Source organism: Mycobacterium sp. 852014-50255_SCH5639931 (genome assembly GCF_001665605.1).
Taxonomy (GTDB): domain Bacteria; phylum Actinomycetota; class Actinomycetes; order Mycobacteriales; family Mycobacteriaceae; genus Mycobacterium; species Mycobacterium paraffinicum.
This window is the reverse complement of record NZ_LZSV01000016.1, coordinates 252,532-268,407: the sequence shown is the minus strand read 5'-3', so window position 1 is coordinate 268,407 and position 15,876 is coordinate 252,532. Positions and strand designations below refer to the sequence as shown.

Sequence of the window (15,876 nt, the reverse complement as noted above, 5' to 3'; positions counted from 1 at the left end):
AGAGTGCGCATGTCGGCGAAGGCGGAGTACGCGGTGCGGGCCATGGTCCAGCTCGCCACGGTCCCCAGCGGGGCATTGGTGAAAACCGACGACTTGGCCCAAGCGCAGGGCATACCGCCGCAATTCCTCGTCGACATCCTGACCAACCTGCGCACCGACCGGCTGGTGAAGAGCCATCGGGGCCGCGAAGGCGGCTATGAACTGGCCCGTCCAGGAGACGAGATCAGCATCGCCGACGTATTGCGCTGTATCGACGGGCCGCTGGCGAGCGTGCGCGACATCGGGCTGGGGGACCTGCCCTACTCCGGTCCGACCGCGGCGCTCACCGACGTCTGGCGGGCGTTGCGTGCCAGCATGCGGTCGGTGCTCGAGGAGACAACCCTGGCCGACGTCGCCGCCAATGCCCTGCCCGAGCATGTCGCCCAATTCGCCCACGACTATCGGGCACAGGAGAGCGTGCGGCACGGCACACCGCACGCCGGCGAGTAGGCGCCGCCGCCCGCCGGAGCGTCAGCCCCCCGACCCGTACGGGCGGGTGAGAATCTCCATGGCATGTCCCGACGGATCGCGGAAGTACACCCCGCGTCCGCCGTCCCTGTGGTTGATCTCGCCGGGCCGTTTGGCGCCCGGGTCGGCCCAGTGCTGAAGGCCGCGCGAGGAGATCTTGCCGTAGATCGTGTCGAATTCCTCTTCGGACACCAGGAATGCATAGTGCTGCCGCGGGATCTCCCCGCCGTCGGAAGCATCCGCGTAGTCCAGACTGGCGCCGTGCTCGAGTTCGACAACCATGAAGTGGCCGAACGGCTTTGGGCTGGGCAGCCCGAACAATTCGGTGAGGAACTCCGCGGACTCGCGCTTGTCCCGGGCGGCGACGATCGTGTGGTTGAAACTGATGGACATGGCCTCCTCCTACTTGGGTGCCGTGAGCTCCAGGGCGATGTTGTCGGGGTCGCGGAACTGCAGGATGTACGACGGTCCGATGTCTTTCACGGGCTCGTGCACGACGCTGAGCTCATCGAGATGCGCTGCGGCGGAGTCTAATTCATCCTTGCTGCCGACCCGGAACGCGATGTGGTCGAGCCCGGCGCGATCCTCGTGGAAGCGGTCGGTGGCAACCGGCCGCAGTCCCAGCAGCGTGCCGCCGAGATCGTAGATGACGCCACCGAACAGGAAGCTCAACTGGCTGCGGGTGGCCTCGTCGGCGTTGTCGGGCACCTCCAGTAGTACCGGCCAACCGAACACGCTCTCGTAAAACTGCCGGGATCGCTCAATATCGGTGACGGTGAGGCGGACGTGCGCGATGGAACTGCTGGTGAAACCCATCTGCTCCATGCTGCCACTTGTACGACCGGATGTTGACTGTCATGCCAGAATCGCCGTCGTGCGGATTGCGATGACGCTGCCGGTGATGGAGCCGGACTTGGACGCGGGAATTTTGGAGAACTGGGCGCGCGCGATTGACGCCGGCCCGTTCTCGTCGCTGTGCTGGGGCGAGCGCATCGCGTTCGACAACCCGGACAATCTGACTCTGCTGGGCGCCCTGGCGGCCTGGACGAACCGGGTGCGGCTGCTGACCACCGTGATCGTGCCGCAGTTGCACGACCCGGTGATGCTGGCCAAGGGCCTGGCGACCGGCGACATGCTGTGCGGCGGGCGGCTGAGCGTGGGCATCGGCGTGGGTGGCAGGCACGAGGACTACCACGCCGTCGGCGCCGATCCGGCAACGCAGACGATGCGCGAGATGGCCGAGCGCGTCGCCGTGATGAAGCGGGTGTGGGCCGGCGAAAAGCTCACCGAGTCGGTCCTGCCGGTGGGGCCGGCGCCTGTGCAGCCCGGCGGTCCGCCGCTGTTCGTGGGGAGCATCGGGCCCAAGACCATCCGCAGCGCCGCGGCGTGGGCCGCCGGACTGGCCGGGACCACGCTGGATCTGGACGTCGCCAAGCAGAACGAGTTGTTCGACGTCGCGCGCGAAGCGTGGGCGCAGGCAGGCAAGGGCAAACCCCACCTGGTGACGTCGTTCTGGTTCGCGTTCGGGTCACCGGAGCAGGCCCGGGCCCAGGTGCATCGCCACCTACGGCGCTACATGAACTGGATACCGGCGGAGTACGTCGACGCCATGGCGCCGACGACCGGATGGGCCGGCTCCGAGGACGAGCTGCTGGCGGTGCTGCGCAAGTTCGAGGACATCGGCACCGACGAGGTACAGCTCATCCCGACGAGCGCGGACATCGACCAGCTGAGCCGCGCGGCGGACGTGACCGGCCGGCTTTAACCCATTACTAGGCCGACGGTGGCGACCCGCCGCGCCCGGCTACGCCGCGCTTGCGATCGCCACTAGCTCGACGGTGGCGACCCGCCGCGCCCGGCTACGCCGCGCTTGCGATCGCCACTAGGCCGACGCGCGCTCGTCGCCGGCGGCCGGCTGCTGGGGCGGCTGCCCCTTGCGCAGCGTCGCCAACAACTCGCGATACGGGCCGACGAGGTAGACGGTGTCGCCGCCACGAAGCCAGGCGTCCCGCCGCGGGTGCAGCTCGACGGGCGCGTCCCGCCGGGTGATCGCTATGACCCGGGTCTGGGTGGACAGTTCGAACATCTTCAGCCCGTCGAGCTCGCTGCCGGGCGCCACGTGCATTCCACCGATCATGAACGAGCGCTGCCCGACGGAAAATGTGCCCAGCACTTGCAGGCCCATCGCGGCTCCGATGAACCATGGTGCGGCCAGTTCGACGGTGGACCGGACGTTTTCGAATCCGAACCGCTGCGCCACCGCGGCACCCAGCGCGCGGTCGTATACGCGCAGCACCAGGGGAACGTCGGTGCGGACCACTTCGGGCTTCACCCGGGGGCCCAGCATCTCGCGCAGCACGATCCCGGTCTCGATGTTCACCATGTCGTCCTGGGTCAGCACCGCCACCGCGCGGGCGTGCTCGACGCGGGCGGCCTCCAGCGTCTGGCGCAGCGTCGCGTCCCCGAAGATCACCGGCACGTCGAGGTCGGCCGCCGCCGACAGGAAGCGGTTGTTTTCGTCCCGCTCGATCACGGCGACGTCGTATCCCGCTGACCTGAGGTCGGCGACGACGCGGCTGCCGAACGAACCGAGCCCGACCACGATGACGTGATTGCGTAGATGGCGCGCCCGGCGGCGGCCCACGGAGTGGGCGAAACGCCGCGATATCAGCAGGTCGGCGACGAAAGCGACGAGGAGCGCGGTGGTTGTTACGCCGGCGAACATCAGCATGATGCTGAACAGCCGCAGCCAGGTCGGCTGATGGAGGAAGCTGAAATCGCCGTAACCGACCGTCGCGATCGTCTCGGTGCTGAAATACAGCGCGTCGAGCCAGTTCATCCTCGGTCCCGGCTGGTAGCAGAACCGCAGGATTACCGTCGATCCGATCAGCAGGCATGCCGCGGCCAGCAACGCTCGGGCGAACATCGGGTTGACGTCGTCGCGCAGCGCGCGCGCACTGTCGAGCATCCGCCGCAGCCGGGGCAGGCGATAGCGCGTCACGGTCGGCCGCGGGACCTTGATGCCGCGTTCGGCCAATTCCTCAGCGGTGCCGATCATCGCGGTCCAGTCACCGGCATGCACCGACAGATCACGGCCTGGACAGGACACCACCTCGTCCGGGGTGGCGCAGTTCTCGCCGTGAATCACCGCCACCGGTGCCAGGTCACCGTAGATTTCGCGCAGCGTCGCGCTATACGGTGCCTCGGCGCCGGAGACGACGAATTCGATGCCCGCCGCCTCGAAGGGGTGCACGGTGTGCGCCAGACACGCCTCGACGACCGAGGGCGCGGCGAGGTCGGCGACGTCCAGGATCGCGCCGGGACGCTTGTCGGCGGCCATCGCCGTCCGCAGCACGTCGTTGGCCAGCCGTGCCACCACGCGCACCCGGGGGTTGGCTTTCCTTGCCAGCAGTGCGATTTCGAGGTTGGTCGCGTCGTCGTCGCCAACACAAATCACGGCGCGAGCGCGGGTGACCTCGGCGGTGTCGAGCTCGCCGGCGGTTTGGAGCTTGACGATGTGCACACCGGCGTTGTTGAGCTCCTCGACGATCGTGGTCGCCAGCGCGTCGTCACCGCTGACGATGATGTGCCCGCGCATGGTTAGGCCCGCTTCGGGTCGTCCGGCATGACCCCCACCTCTGCTGACGTTGGAATTTGTTCCTATGACTATCGGGCACGGTGCCGATTCATGCCAGCGCCACACCGGCCGCAGAGTGAATTGCGGCGGGGCCGCAGGAGAGATTCGATAGCGGTATGACGCAGCCGGAACTGCCTGGGCCGCTCGCCGCCTTGACCCGGCTCATCTCGGAGCGCATCGCCGCGGCCGATTTCGCCGGGGCGTTGCCACTGATGAACGAGCTGGTCGCGGTCTGCCGCCCGATCCTGGGGGAGCGCCACCCCAACGTCTTGGACATGAAGCTTGCGCTAGTACACCTGCAGCTCCAAATGGGAGACCAGGCCGGGGCCTACGCCGTCCTCGAGCAGCTGGTACCCGAGTTCGAGGAGGTGCTCGGTTGGGATCACATCACCACGTTGACGGCGCGCCACATGTTCGCGGACCGGCCCCAGCAGGAAGCGCGGGCCGCGTTGGCCGAATGGTCGCAGCTGCTGGCCGACGAAGAACGCGTGCTGGGCGAAGAGCACCCCACCGTGCTGACGTCCATGGACCGCGTGGCGCACAAGCGCAAGGAGCTTGGTGACTACCCGGGTGCCATCGCCGAGGGCGAGCGCGTCCTTGCCGCCCGGCGCCGGGTGCTCGGCGACGACCACGAGGACACGTTGGGCATGCGGTTGTCGCTGGCGCAATGGCACGGCGAATCGGAGGACGGCGCCGGCGCCGTGGCTGAGCTCGAGTCCCTTGTCGAGGTGATGCGCGAAAAGTTGGGCGACGACCACCGCCACACGCTGATCGCGCGGCACACCATCGCGCTCTGGGAGCCAGAACCCGTGGACTACGGGGACAAGGTGGCTACCTGGCAGGCCCTGGTCGCCGACGAAGCACGGGTCTTCGGCGAAGACAATCCGCTCACCGTCGCGGCCAGGGAGGAACTCGCGAAGTGGCGCGACCGCGTCGAGGACCACCGGTGGGTGGCCGAGTTGCGCGGCCGGGTCGAAGAAGCCGGCAAGCGCCGCCTCAGCGCCAAAAGGCAAGTCACACAGCGGTTTTCTGATGAGGAATACCTGCGATGCTGGCTTGCCGAGCGCGGGGCCCAATTCCCGGTCTGGGCAGGTCATTACGGCGGCGATGCCGTGTGGGACTTCTCGCCGGAGTCCCTTGACGCGTTGGAAGAGCTCGTCATTCAGAAGGCCCCGACACCCGAACAGCTCCTGAACGAAGAGCGGAATGAACCGTTCGTCGATGGCGCCGTGTGGTACCTCGGCGAAGTGCTGCGGCGCGGCCGGTCCCTGCCGTGGCAATACACGCGTGGCGATACGGCGGATCCCACCGTCGGGCACGTCGACGTGTTCGAAGTCCTCACCCGGGCGCTGCACTCCGTCGACCGCGGCGCCCTGCGCCGCACGTACGACCGCTTCACGGCATCCCAGTGATACTGGGTTGGTGCCCTTCATCGAATGCGTCGCGTCCCGCGAGATCTATCGGAGCCAATGGATGGTGCTCCGCGAAGACGACATCCGTCGCCCGGACGGCAGCCCCGGCATCTACGGCGTGGTGGACAAACCGGACTATGCGCTGGTGATGCCGTTCGACGGGCAGCGCTTCCGGCTGGTCGAACAGTTCCGGTATCCGCTCGGGGAGCGGCGGTGGGAATTCCCGCAGGGCACCGCTCCCGGCTTGGCGGACACCGACCCGTCCGAGTTGGCCGAGCGTGAGCTGCGCGAGGAAACGGGATTGAGTGCGACATCATTCGAGGTGCTCGGCCAGCTCGACGTCGCTCCGGGCATGACCAGCCAGCGCGGCTGGGTGTTCCTGGCCACCGGAATCGCCGAAGGGGAGCCGGATCTCGAGCACGAGGAACAGGACATGCGCAGTGCCTGGTTCGCCCGCGAGGACGTCGAGCAGATGATCCGGTCGGGAGTGATCGCCGACGCGCAGTCCGTCGCGGCCTACAGCCTGTTTCTGCTGCGGCGGCCATGAACAATGCGGGGGCCCGCCGGGGTCCCCGCACTGTGGTGGTCGGTGTCAGGCCGACGTGACGTACTGCGGGCAGTAGGCCGAGGCCGCGTCGACCGCGAACGTCTTGGAGCCCTTGGTGCTCAAGCCGGTCGCCTTCGCCACGGCGCTGATGACCTCCTTGCTCGAGTGGCCCTGGTCGAGCGCGTTGCAGACGGCGTGTGCGTCCTTGATGGCAACCGAAGCGCTCGGCGGGGTGATGCCATCCGATGCCAGCTGGGCGAGGAACGCGTCATCGACCGAGCTCGCGCCCGCGGTGCCGGCGAGGCCGAGCGCGGCCAGACCCAGGGCGGCGGTGCCGACGACCGAGGCGGTGAAATGGCGAGGGAACATCGGGGTCTCCTTGTGCTGAGGTGGACTTTTCTGACGGACGCGGAGTGCGTTGATCACAGAATCAGCACGGGGCCTTAACGGCTTCTCAAAGAATTCTTGGCGGAGTATGGGCTCCGTCGTCGAACCCCCACCATGGACCTGATGTTTCCGGGATGGCGGTTCGGCGTTGCGCCGCTCGGCGCCATCGCGGCGGCGGTGCTCGCGATGACCGTCGTTCCGGCGCACGCGGCGACACCGGCGTGGAACGGGAAATATTCGCTGGTGAGGTACGCCGCCAGCAAGTCCGGCACCAGCGCGGCGGCCAGTCAGCCCGAACCGACATTCAGCGCCGACTACGTCTTCGTCACCGCCTGCCCGGCAGGCAAGTGCGTGGCCACCGCCACCAACGGCCCCACGCCCAGGAACCCGACGCTGCCCCAGCCGTCTCATTACGCCTGGGACGGCACTCGCTGGGTTGAGCGCTTCGACTTCCAATGGGATTGCTACATGGGCGACGGCGTCCCGAAGGTGTGGGCGCCCGCGCGGTCGTGGGCGTTCTACACGCCGCAGGCGGACGGTTCGCTGCGCGGCAGCTGGCACACCGACATCAACGGCGGCCCGTGCCGAGGAACCGTCGAGATGCCCGTGGCGGCGTTTCCTGCCGGGCCGGAGTGAATCTCTTTGTCACTCAATCATTACTGCGGCGCGGGCGTCATCGAGGCGATGTAGTAGACCTCGTGCCCGGTCGGGTAGCCGCCGCCGTTGGTGGCGATGTGCACGTGGTCGTAGTGGTTTAGGGTTTCCGACCCGAGATCGGCGGTCCAGCTGCCCCCGCCGACGCCCGGGTAAATCTTCTGCCGCCAGATCACGTGGTTGATTCCCCATCGCTTCGCATTCGCCAGGGCGTACCCGGCGATCTGGTTGCCGAGCTCGATACCCTCGGGGCTACCGTGGTTCGGGATCATCACGTCGATCGCCAGCCCGTTCGGGTGCCACGGCAGCGGGTCTTCCCGGTACCCATAGATGGTTTTGATCTGCGGAAACAGCACGCTGATGGCGCGTTCCGCCCAGATCGTCTTGACCTGCAGCCTGTCCTCCGACGCGATTCCATGGGGCAGCGCGACCTGGAATTGCTGCGCCGCGGCAGGCGCGCTGGCGGTCAACATTTCCACTTCCGCGGGGCTGGCGGTGTGCGGGGTGTTGGGCGGGGCGGCGGCGTTGATCGACGCCGCGGCCGCGGTGGTGGGCGCCGCCGCCACCGCGTTCGGCGCGCAGCAGCGCGGCTTTGTGTCTTGGGCGTAGACCATGGCGGCCGCAAGCGCGAACGAGGCCACGATCGCCAGCCAGCGGCTTCGGCCGTTGGCTAACACGTTCTTGCCCACGACCAGCAGCTTAGTGCCGTAAGCGACGTCTGTAACCCGTTTTCGTCCAGTTATTCAGCTCGGACGAATAGGCCCTACGCGGCGCAAGGTCGGGTCACAATGTCACCATGCCCGGCCAATCCTTCGGCGATGCCAATGCGTTCCACCGGATCATGCGTCGCTTCGCGTCCACGCCGGTGGGTGCGGCGCTCCTTCGCCCCACGGCGCACCACCTCGACCGACTCATCACCAAGCTCACGGGCGGCAGAACCAGCTTCGCCGGCCTCGCGACCGGCATCCCCGTGGTGATGCTCACCACCACCGGCGCTAAATCCGGCGAGCCCCGCACCGTCGCCGTGTACGGAATCCCGCATCCGGATGGCTTGGCCCTCATCGCGTCCAATTTCGGCGGCTCCAAGCATCCCGCCTGGTACCACAACCTCAAGGCGCACCCGGAGGCGACGGTGGCGATCGGCCGCGACACCTGGCATGCGAACGCGCGGCTCGCCTCGCCGGGCGAGCGCGACGATATCTGGGCGAAGGGCCTCGAGCTGTACCCCGGCTGGCGGAAGTACGAAGTGCGGGCCGGCAAGCGCCACATCGAGGCGTTCGTCCTGGTGCGAAGTTGAGGTAAGCCCAGTTCTGCTGTCCTACAGGCGGTCTGGGCTCAAACTCCATCGCCCAGGTAGGCGTCGGCCCAGGCGCCGATGATTCGCCCCGCGCGATGAGCTTGACCCCGAGCGGTCAGAAAGTGATCCGAACCCTCGAGCGAAACGAAGCTGCGGGGGTGACGGGCCAAGCGGAAGATCTCGCTCGCATTCGCGATGCCGACCGTGTTGTCGGTGGGCGAGTGCAGGATGAGCAGCGGCTTGCGCAAGTCCTTGATCTTGTCGCGCAGGTGGGCTGCGCGGACATCCTCGACGAATGCTCGCTTGAGGGTCAGCGTGCGGCCACCGACCATCCACTCGGCAGTGCCCTCCGCCAAGCAACGGTCGACGACTGCGTCGTAATGCTTCTCGACGTGGCTCGGGTCAACGGGTGCGGCAACGGTGACAACCGACCGCACGCCCTGGCACTGTCGTGCCGCAGCGAGCACCGCCGCGCCGCCCCACGAGTGCCCGACCAGGATGTCGGCCGGGGTTCCGCGGTTGGTCATGAATTCGCATGCCGTGGCGATGTCGTCGACCTTGACCGTGAACGACCCGTCCCCCCAGTCGCCCTCGGATCCACCGAGACCCAGCGCATCGAAGCGCAGCATGCCGATACCGTCGGAGGCCAGTTGCTTGCAGATTCTCGCCGCGGCCGGCGAGTCCTTACCGAGCGTGAAGCCGTGCGCGAACACGCCCCAGCCGCGCACCGGTCCTTCCGGCACCTCGATGACCCCTGCCAGCTGCGCGCCCGTGGAGCCGTGGAACGTCACACGTTCGCCCATGCTGACGATCTAACCCGCCCTGGCCGACGGTCGTAAGGCCGACCTACCTGCGAGAATGTTTGTGCCCCCCGGCAGGAACAATAACTGCGGAATTGAGCCACATATTCGCAGTTCAGAGGCATAATGCGGGTGTGCGTGTCGGATCGTTGTCGGACGCCTCAGCTCGGCCGAAATGAAATCCGTTGTGCGACAATCGGTTCCAAATCTGATCACCCGAAGGCGTCGCCGCCGCGTTGGGCCAACGTGGTGGTTGCGCAGTGCGCTCAATCGCAGCGGGATTCATCCGGGATCTCTCGATTGATTCGGGCCGGCGCACGGTGTACGGACGGAGGCCGCTGATTGCCTACACCATGCAAGACGCCGACGCGGCCCAGGCACGAGCCGACGTGGCGTCCGCGTACAAGTCAGCCTCCGCGGGCGACGTCTTGGCTCAGGATCTGGGGCCAGGTCTCGACATCGGCCGGGATGTGCGCCACGGTGAGCGTTGACCGCGGCATCAGTGCGGCAAGCGATTCCGCTGTCGACATCGGATGCGCCGGGTCGCCGACCCAGGCCAGAATCGTCGTCGGCACGTCGATTCGTGCGACCGCTTCGGGAGCGGGCAGGTCGCTGAGAGCCGCGCCTCGAAACAGTGACGGCAGCAGCGCGTCGGCCACATCGGGAACTGTTTCGGGCGCGCCGACCGTGGCTGGCGGCGGAGTCGCCCCACGCGCCGAAGCGATGAATGCCCCGACTCCCTCGGTTTCGATAAATTCGGCCGCAACCCGGTAGATCGCCGCCTGCGCGGGCCGGGTTTCCCACGCGGTGGCCGGCACCATGAGCGTGAGGCCGGCGAAGCGGTCCGGCTCGCGGGCAGCCGCGTGCAGCAGCGTGCCGGCACCCATGGACGGGCCGACCCCGTGCACCCGTTCGCCGGGAAACCATTTGTCGAGCAGCTGCAGAAGATCCTCGGCAAGGCTTTCCCATCGGTAATCCTCCGGGACCTTGCGCCCAGTCGACTTGCCATGGCCGCGTGCGTCGTACCGCAGCAGTCGGGTCCCGCTGAGGCCCCTGCCGAGGTCGAGATTGAGCACCCGGTCACGCGCGCGGCTGGAGGTAAGTCCGTGCAGTTGAACTACCGGATGACCACCTTCGTCGCTGAGTTCAACCGCAAGCTCTGCTCCGGGAACCACGAAAGTGGACATCACGCAACTCTTCTCACGACCGGACGGCTCGCCCCGGAGCCGACCGCGCAGACCGAGCATTCAGGCTAACCGGGGCGTTAGGGTACCGCCATGCGGCTGACCAACGTGGCGCACCTGCGGCTACCCTTTGGACGACTCTGGGGCTACGACGTGTCGGTGTCTGACCTTGGCCGGCAGCTCCCGGTGTCTTTCGACCAGCGCATACACGTTGGTGCGGGCGCACGACCCGGCTCCTGGATGGCTCTGTCCATTCGGTTGCCGGCGGAGGTCAGCCGCCAATCGTTGGCCGATGCCTGGCTGGCGGTGATCGCCCGCCACGGCACCCTACGAACGGCATTCACACGCGGGGCGGACGGCGATCCGCAGCTGCATGAGATCGATATTCACCCGGGCGAATGGGTTGAGCACGAGATCGCTCCGGGCCAGGCGGTCAACGACGCACTGCGAGTAGTTCTCAATGCGACGTGCTCGCCCTATCAGCGGCCCTCACATCGGTTGTGTGTGCTGGAGACCGCCGCCGGATTGACGGTGGTGATCGCTGCCGACCACGCCCACGTGGACATGTGGTCAATGCTGGTGATTGCCCGGGACCTGTTGTCGTGGCTCGCCGACGCGCGGATCGGACGTACGTCGTCGCTGCAGCCGCCGCCGGCATTTGTCGTGCACACGCAAGCACTGTTGGACCGTCCCGCGGCACCGGAACGCGTGCGCGCGCGATGGGCACAAATCGTCAGCGACAGCGGTGGGGTGATGCCACGGTTTCCGCTGCCGTTGGGTGAGTCCGGGCCGCATCCGGAACGCGTTGAAGTGCGTGACGTGTTCGATGTTGATGATGGCGCCGCGTTCGTCGCGCAGGCACGCGAAGACGGTGTCTCGACGCTGGCACTCGCTGTGGTCGCCATGACTGCGGTGACCCGCGAGTTGGCCGGGGCGCCGCTGCGCGCGGTCTTCCCCGTGCACAGCCGATTTGAAGACAAATGGCACGACTCGGTGGGCTGGTTCATCACCAATTCGGTCCTGGAGTCGGCGGTTGCCGAGCCGCACGCCGCGGCCGCGGCCGTCAAAGAAGCCGTGCAGCTTGGTTCCTGGCCACTGGCCGACGTACTGGCTCCGTGGGGTGGAATGCCCATCGCGCCCGGCATGTTCGCGATTTCCTGGCTGGACCAAAGCAGACTTCCGGTGCGCATCGACTCGGTCGGACTCGACGCCCAGTATGTGAGCGCGAGCGTTGATACCGACGGCGTCATGCTCTGGTTCATCCAGGACGAGTCCGGGCTACATCTGCGATGCCGCTACCCGGATACCGCGGAGGCACGAACCAACGTGGGGGCGTGGCTGGACCTGTTGGTGGCGCGCCTACAGGCACAGGCGCAGTCCTCGGTTCGAGGACTGCTGCGGGTAGCGGGCCGCACATATCGTGTGCAACGCGCGACGCGCGAACACGTGGGGGTGATCGCCCAGCTGCTCTCCGACGACGAATTCGGTCAGGATCGCGAAGACGCCGAACTCGAACGCTACGAGGCGGCCTACGACATCGTCGTTCGCAACCGATCCAACTACCTCGGAGTCGTCCTGAACGGTTCCGATATGGTCGTCGCGACCGTGCAATTGACGATCATTCCCGGCCTTTCCCGCGGCGGCGCCACCCGGCTGCAGATCGAGGGATTACGGGTCGCCAAAGCCGAACGCGCACAGGGCCTTGGTACTGCACTCGTCGAGTGGGCACACAACTACGGCCGAGCACACGGGGCACAGCTGGCGCAGGTGACCACAGACGAGGCTCGCGAAAGGGCTCGGGCGTTCTATCGCCGGCTCGGGTACCACGCCGCCCACGTCGGGCTGAAATGCACCATCTGAGTCCGGTCTATGCGCGGTGAACGTTTCAGCGTGCCTGATGGCGACTCCAGGCAAGGCGGCCGGTGTGCGACCGATCCGGCTGCACGACGCCCGTCACTCGGACCGTGCTGCACCTGCGCGGCGTGCCGCTGGCCGTCATCGCGAATTGGCTGGGCCATACCGACGCGGCGACCACGGCGCGGAGCTACGCCCATAGCCAGGACGACGCGCTTTTGCTGGCCGGAAAGACTTTGGGAACAGTTGTGACATCCTCGTGACACTGAGGCCCGAAATGGCATTTTCATCAGCCGAGCTGACTAACGGAAACACCGTCTGACCTGCAAGAAACATGAGTGCCCCCGGCAGGATTCGAACCTGCGGCCTTCTGCTCCGGAGGCAGACGCTCTATCCCCTGAGCTACGGGGGCGCTACGACGTCGGTGTTGCGCCATTGGGCCCCGCCAGAGTAGCGCATGTCGGTAGCCGCTATGCCACCGCAATGGATTCGGGGCGCGGGCACCTCAGCCAATAGGATGGACGCTCGTGACCCCCGCTGACCTCGCTGAGCTGCTCAAGACCACCGCCTCCGCGGTGCTGGTCGAGCGTGGGCTGGATGCTGCCGCGTTGCCGGCGACGGTCACCGTGGAGCGGCCCCGCAATCCCGAGCACGGCGACTACGCCAGCAACCTGGCGCTGCAGCTGGGCAAGAAGGTCGGCGCCAACCCCCGTGAACTGGCCGGATGGCTGGCCGAGGCGCTGTCCGAGGCCGACGGTGTCGCCTCGGCGGAGGTGGCCGGTCCCGGCTTCATCAACCTGCGTCTCGAGGCCTCGGCGCAGGCCAAGATCGTCAACGCTGTCATCGGCGCCGGCGACACCTTCGGTCAATCCGACGCGCTGGCCGGCCACAAGATCAACCTCGAATTCGTCTCGGCCAACCCCACCGGACCCATCCACATCGGCGGCACCCGCTGGGCCGCCGTCGGCGACGCGCTGGGCAGGCTGCTCGCCACGCAGGGCGCCGACGTCCTGCGCGAGTACTACTTCAACGACCACGGCGCCCAGATCGACCGGTTCGCAAGCTCGCTGATCGCCGCCGCCAGGGGCGAACCAACGCCCGAGGACGGCTATGCCGGCGCCTACATCAACGACATCGCCGCGCAGGTGCTGCAGGAGGCGCCCGACGCGCTGAGCCTGCCCGACGCCGACATGCGCGAGACGTTCCGCGCCATCGGCGTCGACCTGATGTTCACCCACATCAAAGAGTCGTTGCACGAGTTCGGGACCGACTTCGACGTCTACACCCACGAAGACTCGATGCACACCAGCGGCCGGGTCGACCAGGCCATCGCCCGGTTGCGCGAGACGGGCAACATCTACGAGAAGGACGGCGCAACCTGGTTGCGCACCAGCGCTTTTGGTGACGACAAGGACCGCGTCGTGATCAAGAGCGACGGCAAGCCCGCCTACATCGCCGGTGACATCGCCTATTACCTGGACAAGCGGCAGCGCGGCTTCGACTTGTGCATCTACATGCTCGGCGCCGACCACCACGGATACATCGCCCGGCTCAAGGCCGTCGCCGCCGCGTTCGGTGACGACCCGGCGACCGTCGAGGTCCTCATCGGGCAGATGGTGAACCTGGTCCGCGACGGCGCGCCGGTCCGGATGAGCAAGCGGGCCGGAACCGTCATCACGCTCGACGACCTGGTCGAGGCGATCGGCGTCGACGCGGCGCGCTACAGCCTGATCCGTTCCTCGGTCGACACCCCGATCGACATCGACCTGGCGCTGTGGTCGTCGGCGTCGAACGAAAATCCGGTCTATTACGTGCAATACGCGCATGCGCGGCTGTCGGCGCTGGCCCGCAACGCCGCCGAGCTGGGCCTGATCCCCGACACCGGTCATCTCGAGCTGCTCAGCCACGACAAGGAGGGGACCCTGCTGCGCAGCATCGGGGAATTCCCCCGCGTGCTGAAAACTGCTGCGTCCCTGCGGGAACCGCATCGGGTGTGCCGTTACCTGGAAGACCTGGCCGGCGATTACCACCGGTTCTACGACTCGTGCCGGGTCCTGCCCCAGGGCGACGAACAGCCCACCCACCTGCACACCGCGCGCCTGGCGCTGTGCGAGGCCGCCCGCCAGGTCATCGCCAACGGGCTGACGATCCTCGGTGTCGCCGCTCCGGAGCGAATGTGAACGTACACCCCGCCGGTCCGCGGCACGCCGAAGAGACTCGGCCCCTGAATAGCCCGCCGCGACCGCAATCCCCCGACGAGCTGCTGCGGCTCGCGCCGAACGTGTGGCCGCGCAACATCGTTCGTGACGACACGGGTGCGGCCAGCCTCGCTGGAATCCCGGTGACCCAGCTCGCCCAGGAGTACGGCACCCCGCTGTTCGTCGTCGACGAGGACGACTTCCGTTCCCGGTGCCGCGAGCTGGCGACGGCCTTCGGCGGTGGCCACAACGTGTGCTACGCGGCGAAGGCCTTCTTGTGCAGCGAGATCGCTCGCTGGGTTGATGAGGAAGGGCTCTCGCTCGACGTCTCCACCGGCGGCGAGCTCGCGGTCGCGCTGCACGCCGACTTCCCGCCGGAGCGGATCACCTTCCACGGCAACAACAAATCCGTCGCGGAGCTGACCGCGGCTGTCAAAGTCGGTGTCGGGCACATCGTCCTGGACTCGATGACCGAAATCGAACGCCTCGACGCCATCGCGGCCGACGCCGGCGTCGTCCAGGACGTCTACGTCCGGCTCACCGTCGGGGTCGAGGCGCACACGCACGAGTTCATCTCCACGGCACACGAAGACCAGAAGTTCGGGCTGTCGGTGGCCAGCGGCGCGGCGATGGCCGCGGTGCGCAGGGTGTTCGCCACCGATCACCTGCGACTGGTGGGCCTGCACAGCCACATCGGCTCCCAGATCTTTGACGTGGACGGCTTCGAAGTCGCCGCGCATCGCGTCATCGGGCTGCTGCACCAGATCGTCAATGAATTCGGCGTCGACAAGACGGTGCAGATCTCGACCGTGGATCTCGGTGGGGGGCTGGGGATTTCATACCTGGGAACTGACGACCCGCCCCCGGTGGCCGAACTGGCGGCCAAGCTGACTGCCATCGTCGGCAACGAGTCGGCGGCCGTCGGCCTGCCCACCCCGAGGCTGGTGGTGGAGCCCGGGCGTGCTATCGCCGGGCCGGGCACCATCACGCTGTACGAGGTGGGCACCGTCAAGGACGTCGACGTGAGCAGCACAGCCCAACGCCGTTACGTCAGCGTCGACGGCGGGATGAGCGACAACATCCGCACCGCGCTCTATGACGCGCAGTACGACGCCCGGCTCGTCTCGCGGGCCAGCGACGCGCCGGCGACCCTGGCCCGGATCGTCGGAAAGCACTGCGAAACCGGTGACATCGTGGTGCGTGACGCGTGGGTGCCCGACGACCTTCGGCCCGGTGACCTGCTCGGGGTCGCGGCGACCGGCGCCTACTGCTATTCGCTGTCGAGCCGCTACAACATGATCTGCCGCCCGGCGGTGGTGGCGGTGCGCGCGGGGCGGTCCCGGCTGATCCTGCGCCGCGAGACGGTTGACGATCTACTGAGTCTGGAAGTGAGGTGAAC

At 67.3% G+C, this 15,876-nt stretch carries 16 protein-coding genes, 1 tRNA gene and 1 pseudogene; 10 read left to right on the top strand and 8 right to left on the bottom strand.

Annotation, left to right across the window (positions count from 1 at the left end; genetic code table 11):
- The first annotated feature begins 3 nt into the window (after nucleotides 1-3).
- Complete coding sequence (locus A5758_RS09075; RefSeq protein WP_067202291.1) at nucleotides 4-489, top strand: RrF2 family transcriptional regulator; 486 nt, start codon at nucleotides 4-6, stop codon at nucleotides 487-489.
- Nucleotides 490-510: 21 nt separating this feature from the next.
- Here the strand turns inward: A5758_RS09075 and A5758_RS09070 are convergent, their stop codons facing one another.
- Both A5758_RS09070 and A5758_RS09065 read right to left on the bottom strand, forming a co-directional pair.
- The gene (locus tag A5758_RS09070; protein ID WP_067739126.1) at nucleotides 511-900 is read right to left on the bottom strand and encodes a VOC family protein; all 390 of its coding nucleotides are present in this window, start codon (nucleotides 898-900) and stop codon (nucleotides 511-513) included.
- A gap of 9 nt (nucleotides 901-909) precedes the next feature.
- The gene (locus tag A5758_RS09065; RefSeq protein ID WP_067739432.1) at nucleotides 910-1,323 is read right to left on the bottom strand and encodes a VOC family protein; all 414 of its coding nucleotides are present in this window, start codon (nucleotides 1,321-1,323) and stop codon (nucleotides 910-912) included.
- A 70-nt stretch (nucleotides 1,324-1,393) separates the two neighbouring features.
- Between A5758_RS09065 and A5758_RS09060 the strand changes: the two genes are divergently transcribed.
- Nucleotides 1,394-2,272, top strand: a complete 879-nt coding sequence (locus tag A5758_RS09060) for an LLM class flavin-dependent oxidoreductase (RefSeq protein ID WP_067739123.1) — start codon at nucleotides 1,394-1,396, stop codon at nucleotides 2,270-2,272.
- A gap of 117 nt (nucleotides 2,273-2,389) precedes the next feature.
- Here A5758_RS09060 and A5758_RS09055 read toward each other — a convergent pair whose 3' ends face one another.
- Nucleotides 2,390-4,105, bottom strand: a complete 1,716-nt coding sequence (locus A5758_RS09055; protein WP_067739119.1) for an NAD-binding protein — start codon at nucleotides 4,103-4,105, stop codon at nucleotides 2,390-2,392.
- A 155-nt stretch (nucleotides 4,106-4,260) separates the two neighbouring features.
- On the opposite strand from A5758_RS09055, the gene A5758_RS09050 reads away from it, so the two are divergent.
- A complete protein-coding gene (locus A5758_RS09050; protein ID WP_067739116.1) occupies nucleotides 4,261-5,556 on the top strand; it encodes a tetratricopeptide repeat protein in 1,296 nt (431 codons plus the stop codon).
- Nucleotides 5,557-5,617: 61 nt separating this feature from the next.
- On the top strand, nucleotides 5,618-6,103 hold the full coding sequence (locus tag A5758_RS09045; RefSeq protein ID WP_231987266.1) for an NUDIX domain-containing protein: 486 nt from the start codon (nucleotides 5,618-5,620) through the stop codon (nucleotides 6,101-6,103).
- Nucleotides 6,104-6,148: 45 nt separating this feature from the next.
- Here A5758_RS09045 and A5758_RS09040 read toward each other — a convergent pair whose 3' ends face one another.
- On the bottom strand, nucleotides 6,149-6,472 hold the full coding sequence (locus A5758_RS09040; RefSeq protein WP_067202274.1) for a DUF732 domain-containing protein: 324 nt from the start codon (nucleotides 6,470-6,472) through the stop codon (nucleotides 6,149-6,151).
- Between the two features lie 204 nt (nucleotides 6,473-6,676).
- Between A5758_RS09040 and A5758_RS09035 the strand changes: the two genes are divergently transcribed.
- Nucleotides 6,677-7,126, top strand: a complete 450-nt coding sequence (locus A5758_RS09035) for a hypothetical protein (RefSeq protein ID WP_067739429.1) — start codon at nucleotides 6,677-6,679, stop codon at nucleotides 7,124-7,126.
- A gap of 20 nt (nucleotides 7,127-7,146) precedes the next feature.
- Here A5758_RS09035 and A5758_RS09030 read toward each other — a convergent pair whose 3' ends face one another.
- Nucleotides 7,147-7,833 (bottom strand): glycoside hydrolase, encoded by a 687-nt coding sequence (locus A5758_RS09030; RefSeq protein ID WP_197503712.1) that lies wholly within the window; start codon nucleotides 7,831-7,833, stop codon nucleotides 7,147-7,149.
- 107 nt (nucleotides 7,834-7,940) lie between these two features.
- On the opposite strand from A5758_RS09030, the gene A5758_RS09025 reads away from it, so the two are divergent.
- Nucleotides 7,941-8,441 carry a nitroreductase family deazaflavin-dependent oxidoreductase gene (locus tag A5758_RS09025; protein ID WP_067739110.1) on the top strand — a complete coding sequence of 167 codons (501 nt, stop codon included), beginning with the start codon at nucleotides 7,941-7,943 and terminating at the stop codon, nucleotides 8,439-8,441.
- A gap of 38 nt (nucleotides 8,442-8,479) precedes the next feature.
- Here A5758_RS09025 and A5758_RS09020 read toward each other — a convergent pair whose 3' ends face one another.
- Together A5758_RS09020 and A5758_RS09015 are read right to left on the bottom strand one after the other, a co-directional pair.
- Nucleotides 8,480-9,244, bottom strand: a complete 765-nt coding sequence (locus A5758_RS09020; RefSeq protein WP_067202268.1) for a S9 family peptidase — start codon at nucleotides 9,242-9,244, stop codon at nucleotides 8,480-8,482.
- A gap of 404 nt (nucleotides 9,245-9,648) precedes the next feature.
- Nucleotides 9,649-10,428 carry an alpha/beta fold hydrolase gene (locus A5758_RS09015; protein WP_067739107.1) on the bottom strand — a complete coding sequence of 260 codons (780 nt, stop codon included), beginning with the start codon at nucleotides 10,426-10,428 and terminating at the stop codon, nucleotides 9,649-9,651.
- Nucleotides 10,429-10,518: 90 nt separating this feature from the next.
- Between A5758_RS09015 and A5758_RS09010 the strand changes: the two genes are divergently transcribed.
- Nucleotides 10,519-12,285, top strand: a complete 1,767-nt coding sequence (locus tag A5758_RS09010; protein ID WP_067739096.1) for a GNAT family N-acetyltransferase — start codon at nucleotides 10,519-10,521, stop codon at nucleotides 12,283-12,285.
- A 52-nt stretch (nucleotides 12,286-12,337) separates the two neighbouring features.
- Nucleotides 12,338-12,542, top strand: a pseudogene (locus A5758_RS09005) (tyrosine-type recombinase/integrase); the annotation flags it as partial.
- A gap of 76 nt (nucleotides 12,543-12,618) precedes the next feature.
- On the opposite strand, the gene A5758_RS09000 reads toward A5758_RS09005, so the two are convergent.
- Nucleotides 12,619-12,691, bottom strand: a tRNA-Arg gene (locus tag A5758_RS09000).
- 115 nt (nucleotides 12,692-12,806) lie between these two features.
- On the opposite strand from A5758_RS09000, the gene argS reads away from it, so the two are divergent.
- Nucleotides 12,807-14,459: an arginine--tRNA ligase gene (argS, locus tag A5758_RS08995; RefSeq protein ID WP_067739093.1), complete on the top strand. Its 1,653-nt coding sequence runs from the start codon at nucleotides 12,807-12,809 to the stop codon at nucleotides 14,457-14,459.
- 44 nt (nucleotides 14,460-14,503) lie between these two features.
- Nucleotides 14,504-15,874, top strand: a complete 1,371-nt coding sequence (gene lysA / locus A5758_RS08990; RefSeq protein ID WP_231987265.1) for a diaminopimelate decarboxylase — start codon at nucleotides 14,504-14,506, stop codon at nucleotides 15,872-15,874.
- The last annotated feature ends 2 nt before the right edge of the window (nucleotides 15,875-15,876 follow it).